The sequence below is a fragment of the Pseudoalteromonas sp. SWXJ133 genome (genome assembly GCF_015864365.1).
In the GTDB taxonomy this organism is placed as follows: domain Bacteria; phylum Pseudomonadota; class Gammaproteobacteria; order Enterobacterales; family Alteromonadaceae; genus Pseudoalteromonas; species Pseudoalteromonas arctica.
Window position 1 is genome coordinate 146,706 of sequence record NZ_JADYXJ010000009.1, and the last position, 6,445, is coordinate 153,150.

The window sequence follows — 6,445 nt, forward strand, 5'->3', positions numbered from 1 at the left end:
AGCGAAAGCATAGATATAATGCTTAAACTATCATAATCAACTCTAAGTTTAATTTAAACTCACCTAAGCATTAAAGAATGGTTAATAATAGTTAATGCAGCTTTAAATCATTTATAAAAAAAGTACCCCACGTAGCTTCATCGCTGCAGCCACTTATCTCTGGGCCTAGAAAAAAACAGCCATAGCCCTTAGATTTAGTATATTGCCTTTCTTTGTAAACAATGCCATCTGTTCTCGAGGTCCAAGTTGTTGTGTGTTCGCGACCATAAGGGAACATTATGGGGAATGGAGCTAATGGTGAAATAATAATGCCAACCCACTTAAGACCCCCTTTGTATTTTACTTCTTTTACGGCTGTTCCTCTTTTTGGTATTTTTCCTGTGGTATGTGTTTCAACATATACTAAATCGTATGAAATACATCCTTGCAAACAAAGTATCATTGACAAAGTTAATACCGGTTTAATCAATTTCAAAATAAATCCTTTTAATTTAACAACTACATAGAGCGTCATCTAACATTACGGGCTTCTATGAAAAACAGTTAATATTCTCACCAAACAACGATTGAGTAAATTTATTATTTATAGCTTTTACGCTCCACAGTTGATAAGTTTTTGACAGCAAAGCAATCAATATTTTAAAAAAGTGAAAGAGAAACTTATATTCAAAGGAGAAAGTATGAAAACATTAAACATTATTTTTGGACTCGCATTACTCTTTGCTATTACAAATGCTAACGCAGTAGAGGGACTAATTTCAGTAAAAAGCCCATTAAGCGCTAAAGCCACTATGGATCAGTTTGAGAATTTGGCAAAACAAAAAGGGCTAAATATATTTGCACGAATAGATCACGCAGCCGGTGCTAAAAAAGTAGAGCAACAACTACGCCCAACAGAGGTTCTTATATTTGGTAACCCCAAAGGCGGCACACCACTTATGCAGTGCGCACAAACAATAGGTATTGATTTACCGATCAAAGCACTGGTATGGGAAGACGCACAATCGCAAGTGTGGTTAAGTTACAACGATCCTACTTATATAGCTGCGCGCCATAATGCTGTAAATTGCCCAGCGGCTAAAAAAATAAGCAAAGTATTACACACACTCGTAACAACTACGGTTAAGCAATAAATTAAAAAGTGTAAATAAATAACGAGCACTTACACTAAGCGTTAAAATAGAAAAGGAGCCATTATGTTTTACGATGACATGCAGGGGTTATTACGTGTACTTTTAATTGGTGTACTGGGTTATGTAGCACTGGTGTTTTGGTTACGTGTATCGGGTAAACGTACGCTTTCAAAGTGGAATGTGTTCGACTTTGTAGTCACCATTGCGCTGGGCTCAATATTAGCGTCTGTTATTATTTCAAAAAGCGTCCCGTTAGCTGAGGGCATACTAGCCTTTATGGTACTAATAGGGCTGCAATACGCTATTACCTGGTTTAGTGTGCGCTCGTCTAAATTTGCAGCGCTTGTAAAAGCAAAACCCACGTTATTGTTAAGTAATGGCGAGTATTGTGATTCAGCTCTTAAATCACAACGGGTAACAAAGTCAGAAATTCGCGCCGCTGTGCGGGGCGCAGGTATTATTGCAATAGAAGAGGTAGCCGCAGTTGTGCTCGAAACAGACGGCAGCTTTAGCGTAATGCCACACAATAACAGTGGCTCTAAAACCGCGTTAAGCGATGTAGTGTGAGTATTAAAGAGTAATAAAGATCATTAAAGAGAAGACAGGCTTTATTGCCTAGCAGATTCAAGCCTGTCTTATATAACTATTTTAGCTATTTAGCCGGTTCTAATAAACTAAACGTAGGTAAGCGCCATTTAAAGCGTATTGATGCCATACGTATTAAGTATCCTGCAACTAGGCTTACAATAATGCTTATGTTGTCGTCAATATTGTAATGGTGCAGCGCTAAATATAAGCACGCTACAATTAACGCCACGCTAGCATAAAGCTCGTTGTGTAATACCAACGGCGCTTGACGACATATTAAATCACGCAGTAACCCACCAAATACGCCAGTAACAATGGCTGCCACAACACAAATACCATAGTGCAAGCCCATATTTAGCCCCACTTGGCAGCCAATAATACTAAATGCAGCTAAACCAAGGGCATCTAAGCGCATAAATATGCCTTTAAATTTAACCACCCATTTAGCCAACCACGTAGTAACAATACCGGCAATACAAGTAATTAATAAATACTCAGGGTGCTGTACCCAGGTAAGCGGGTAATTGCCTAGTAATATATCTCGTACGCTGCCACCACCAATTGCGGTCGCACTGGCTACTAGCACTACGCCAAACCAATCCATTTTCATTCGTCCTGCGCTAAGTGCGCCAGTCATGGCTTCTGCTGTAATACCAATAATATAAACAATCGTTAATAGCATGAGATAATCACTTGAAATATGTGCGTAAAAATAAAGGAGTGATTGTATAGATAAATGAGCTAAAAAACGAATGAGAAATCATACTAAAAAAGCTTAATTCAGATAGAAATAACTAATGATAAAATACAGTGTAAACAGCCTGTTAAGTCACTGTAGAGCTGAGGGTTAATTATTAAAATTTAAAGGACATTTATCCGTTAGCTATAAAATAAAGCTGGTTGATTTTTTACTTGGTTTTAGTCCTATGAGCATTTTTAGGGCACTAGTTTTAGCGCTTTAATTAATAGCTAAATTTAATAGTTAAGTCTAATAATTAAGCTTAATGGATAGAGCGTAAAATTAACGTAATATGAATAAATAGTTGCATGGTATTAATTTAGGGACGTATAATAACAAGTGTTAACTAGATGAAACTAGCGTAAAGCGCAGTTTAAGCATTACAGGTTATTAAGGGCACACATATGCACAAAGGATTGTTAAAGTCGTGGAAATCAGACAAAGGTTTTGGTTTTATTAAATCAGACACCCTAGAACACGATACGTTTATACACATATCAGCGCTCAAACACATGAGCCGCAAGCCTAAAGTTGGCGACACCATTTACTTTGACGTTGCAACGCAGCCCGACGGCAAAACCAAAGCAATTAACTGCCGCATAGAAGGCGTTACAGAGCTTAAAGCACCACATCAAACAACTAATGCAACATTTAATAAAACAGCGAATGCACCACATCCTAATACAAGCCATAACAAGCCGCACCGGATTGCCAAATCTAACTTTGCCAGTAGCTTTTTAGGTAAAGTTGCCTCAATAGCGCTTATTGCTGCACTTTGCTTTTATGCGATTAATAAATACAACGCTCACTCAAGCAACCAAACTCCCTTTCTCTTAAATGACGATTTAGTCACCTTTGATGAAAAATACCCAAAAGTCGTTATTCCAAAAAGCACGCAAAATTTTACGTGTGATGGCAGGCAATATTGTACTGAAATGCGCTCACGCGAAGAGGCTGTATTTTTTATTAATAACTGCCCGGATACAAAAATGGATGGCGATAGGGATGGTGACCCTTGTGAGAGGGATACACGGTTTTAAAGGGTAGGGCTATAAAGCTTTTAGCTTTAAAAAAATAGAATTAATTAATTGCTGTGTATAAATAAAGCTATGTAAGTTGTGTCCCATAACATTATTGAAAGTCGTTTTGGGGTTAAATAACAAAGGCTACTGATTAGCAATTGTAATTATCTGTTTATAAATGAGTTGTTTGGTGTAATTATCGAACAACGTAATGTACGCCGTTTTGGGGGGGATAACCCCCAAAAGTGGGGTTCAATAAGCTGTTAGGCGCTTTGGTACGAGGTGTGCCCCATACATTTTCTCAAGGATATCTAAATGGTCTTAATATATGCAGTTTAAACTTACATCTGGATTTATAATTTTTTTAGGGTCGTACTTGCCACTAGCATTAATTCTAGCAGTACAAGACATTCCTATATCATGGTGGAGCAATTCATTTTGCAATTTTTCTGACATAGATAATTGCTTATTTAACCCGTTTCAACATCCATATTTTTCAACTGTTTTCATTGTTATCAGCATTATTTCAGTAATTATTTCAAACATGTCTTTGAAAAAAATTGATTACCCATTCAATGGCGAAGTTAAAAGCTCAAAAACAATTCCGAATGACATTATAAATTACGTGTTTCCTTACGTAGTTTCATTTATGGGGATAAGTTATGACGCTCCTGAGAAAATGTTAGGGTTCGTGGTGTTTTTACTATGGATGTTTGCAATTACTTATAAGTCAGGTCAAATAATAATGAACCCGATTTTATTAATGTTTGGTTGGAAATTATATGAAGCAAAAATTGTAATAAATGGTCAAGAAAGGGATGTTCGAGTATTGAAGAAAGGAGCTCTAACCCAAGGTAATTATAAATTTCAATCAATTCAAGATTTTTACATTTCAAAGGATATAAGCTAATGGATGCTGAGTTTCAATTATTAAGAGCATTTGACTTTGCCAATGCAACACCTCATTTATGGGTTTTTAAAAACAGTAGGTCACAGGAAAAATTTAGAACTTTTTATGTTCAAACGGAAACGGATCTTAATCGACAATTTAAAACGTTTGTAAATACGGAAATAGAGAGAATTACAGAACACTCTCCATATTCTTATATTGCTCAGACAAATGAAAACAGTTGTTTAACTCTAGATTCTACAACAACAAATTTTTCAAATTTGAAGGTATTAGTTGATCGGTTAGAACCAGAGCATCGAATAAATGATAGCAATGATTTAAAAGGTGCTAATGGCTACGTAGTTAAATACATAGCAAATGGTGTAACCGTATATGCTGTGAAAAGATCTACCTCTACTTGGAAAACTTCATATCCTAATAAGTATATTAATATGGTGTTTACGAATGGCGAACTATCAGGTGTAGTAGATAATAGTTTCTCGATCGAAAAGAACTTTGATTTTTACGTTATTAATAATGTTGCATTTATAGCGAATAAGCGCGGTTTCGAATCATCTATGAAATATCGTGAGGCATACTCACAGGCATTTACTCAACTACAGCAAAATCCTTCATTTAGTAATTTATTCTCTGATTTACAGCCTATCATTGAATATGTTGGTACTAATTCAATGCAGTTACGCCGAATGGGAGTTATTGAGGTAAAAGAGGTCTATACGAGCCCCAATTTTATAACAAAATTAATGGCTGTAAATACCGCTAGAGGTTGGGGGCTTAACTTTGATTTAGCAAATAATACTATTGTCCCTTGTGCTGACACAACAAGCACTATCCTTCAAGTTCTTTTAGATCACCGCTTAATGAGTGAAATAACTGCAAATATTTACGATGTGCCAGATGCCGTTCAAGTGTAAGGAGCGCCTAACAAAGCCATCAATTTGACCGCCTTACGCTGCGCTTCATGTGGCAAGTTATGGCTGCGTTAGCCGTCCTTAAAGTTTTAACCTAATCCTGAGGTGTATTTTGATAAGAGTTATTTCACCATCCTCTAAAAATAACAAGAAAGAAAAAAGCATCAAGTTCTACTTGCGACAAGATAATTGGAATGATCATAGCTTCCAAACTCAGTATCAATTATTTTTATCTGGTGCATATAGCTCAGATGGAGAGCCAGTTTCTATTGGAGATGTCAAAATCCTTAAAAAAGGTCAAAAGTCTAGCGATTCTCATGCGCTTGCCGTTGGAGATATTGATAGTCTCGACCCAGAATTTTGCTCTTTAGGTCAATCTTTAGATTATTATGAGCGCTTAGCGAATATTGACTCTGATATGAGGGATTACATATTTTCTGCATTGAATGATGTAGTTATACAACCAAAATTAAAAGAGCCTTTTAGTAACGAAGAAGGCTGGAGTACTTCTGTAATGAGGTATCTCGATGAAACTGATGATCTCTTCATATTACCTCCCATGATGATTAATAAAGATTATCAAAAATTACCTAGTATTGATTTAAGCTTCAAATTTAGCAACAAGTCATTAATCTCTCCGATAGAGTTTAACTTCGACTCACCAGAATATTCTCACAGCAGTAAGCTACCTAGCAGAGTTATTGTGTTAGTAGGAAGGAATGGCTCAGGTAAAAGTACACTGCTGTCAAAGATTTCACGAGTAGCTTTTGCTTCTGGAGCGGACCGAAGAGACCCTGTACTTCGTGAAGTTGGCGAGTTTGAACCTGTTGGATTGGGTTTTCCTAAGATAATTAATATTTCATATAGTGCATTTGACAGCTTTCAGGTGCCTGGAATATATATCCATGAAAAAGAACAAATACTAAAAGATATGAGTAATGGACAAGGAAGATATATATTTTGCGGTATAAGGGATATATGTAAAGAGCTAGATACTTCAATTGAGAACTTTGAGCGAGATAAGTGTAGTGGTACAGTGATTTTGGCCACCCATTAAGAAAGAAATGTTATGCTAATAAGCATACAAATTTGGGTGAAAAAATGACGAAATTAAAACGCGCAACGTATTCTGCAGCAATAAA

8 protein-coding genes are annotated in these 6,445 nt (G+C 36.3%); 6 read left to right on the plus strand and 2 right to left on the minus strand.

Annotated elements, in window-relative coordinates; all coding sequences use genetic code 11:
• Positions 1-91: 91 nt before the first annotated feature.
• The gene (locus tag I6F40_RS09420) at positions 92-475 is read right to left on the minus strand and encodes a hypothetical protein (protein WP_166376873.1); all 384 of its coding nucleotides are present in this window, start codon (positions 473-475) and stop codon (positions 92-94) included.
• Positions 476-680: 205 nt separating this feature from the next.
• Here I6F40_RS09420 and I6F40_RS09425 point away from each other — a divergent pair, with 205 nt between their 5' ends.
• Together I6F40_RS09425 and I6F40_RS09430 are read left to right on the plus strand one after the other, a co-directional pair.
• Complete coding sequence (locus tag I6F40_RS09425) at positions 681-1,133, plus strand: DUF302 domain-containing protein (protein WP_166376874.1); 453 nt, start codon at positions 681-683, stop codon at positions 1,131-1,133.
• 63 nt (positions 1,134-1,196) lie between these two features.
• The gene (locus I6F40_RS09430) at positions 1,197-1,700 is read left to right on the plus strand and encodes a DUF421 domain-containing protein (RefSeq protein ID WP_166376875.1); all 504 of its coding nucleotides are present in this window, start codon (positions 1,197-1,199) and stop codon (positions 1,698-1,700) included.
• Between the two features lie 85 nt (positions 1,701-1,785).
• On the opposite strand, the gene I6F40_RS09435 is transcribed toward I6F40_RS09430, so the two are convergent.
• Complete coding sequence (locus tag I6F40_RS09435; protein ID WP_165728663.1) at positions 1,786-2,403, minus strand: trimeric intracellular cation channel family protein; 618 nt, start codon at positions 2,401-2,403, stop codon at positions 1,786-1,788.
• Positions 2,404-2,864: 461 nt separating this feature from the next.
• Here I6F40_RS09435 and I6F40_RS09440 point away from each other — a divergent pair, with 461 nt between their 5' ends.
• The 4 genes from I6F40_RS09440 (at position 2,865) to I6F40_RS09455 (ending at position 6,360) form a co-directional block, all read left to right on the plus strand.
• On the plus strand, positions 2,865-3,500 hold the full coding sequence (locus I6F40_RS09440; RefSeq protein WP_166376876.1) for a cold shock domain-containing protein: 636 nt from the start codon (positions 2,865-2,867) through the stop codon (positions 3,498-3,500).
• A 310-nt stretch (positions 3,501-3,810) separates the two neighbouring features.
• Positions 3,811-4,392 (plus strand): hypothetical protein, encoded by a 582-nt coding sequence (locus tag I6F40_RS09445; protein ID WP_166376877.1) that lies wholly within the window; start codon positions 3,811-3,813, stop codon positions 4,390-4,392.
• Complete coding sequence (locus I6F40_RS09450) at positions 4,392-5,306, plus strand: DUF4868 domain-containing protein (protein ID WP_166376878.1); 915 nt, start codon at positions 4,392-4,394, stop codon at positions 5,304-5,306. The genes I6F40_RS09445 and I6F40_RS09450 overlap by 1 nt, the downstream gene beginning before the upstream one ends.
• A gap of 109 nt (positions 5,307-5,415) precedes the next feature.
• Positions 5,416-6,360, plus strand: a complete 945-nt coding sequence (locus I6F40_RS09455) for a hypothetical protein (protein WP_197192820.1) — start codon at positions 5,416-5,418, stop codon at positions 6,358-6,360.
• Positions 6,361-6,445 lie beyond the last annotated feature (85 nt).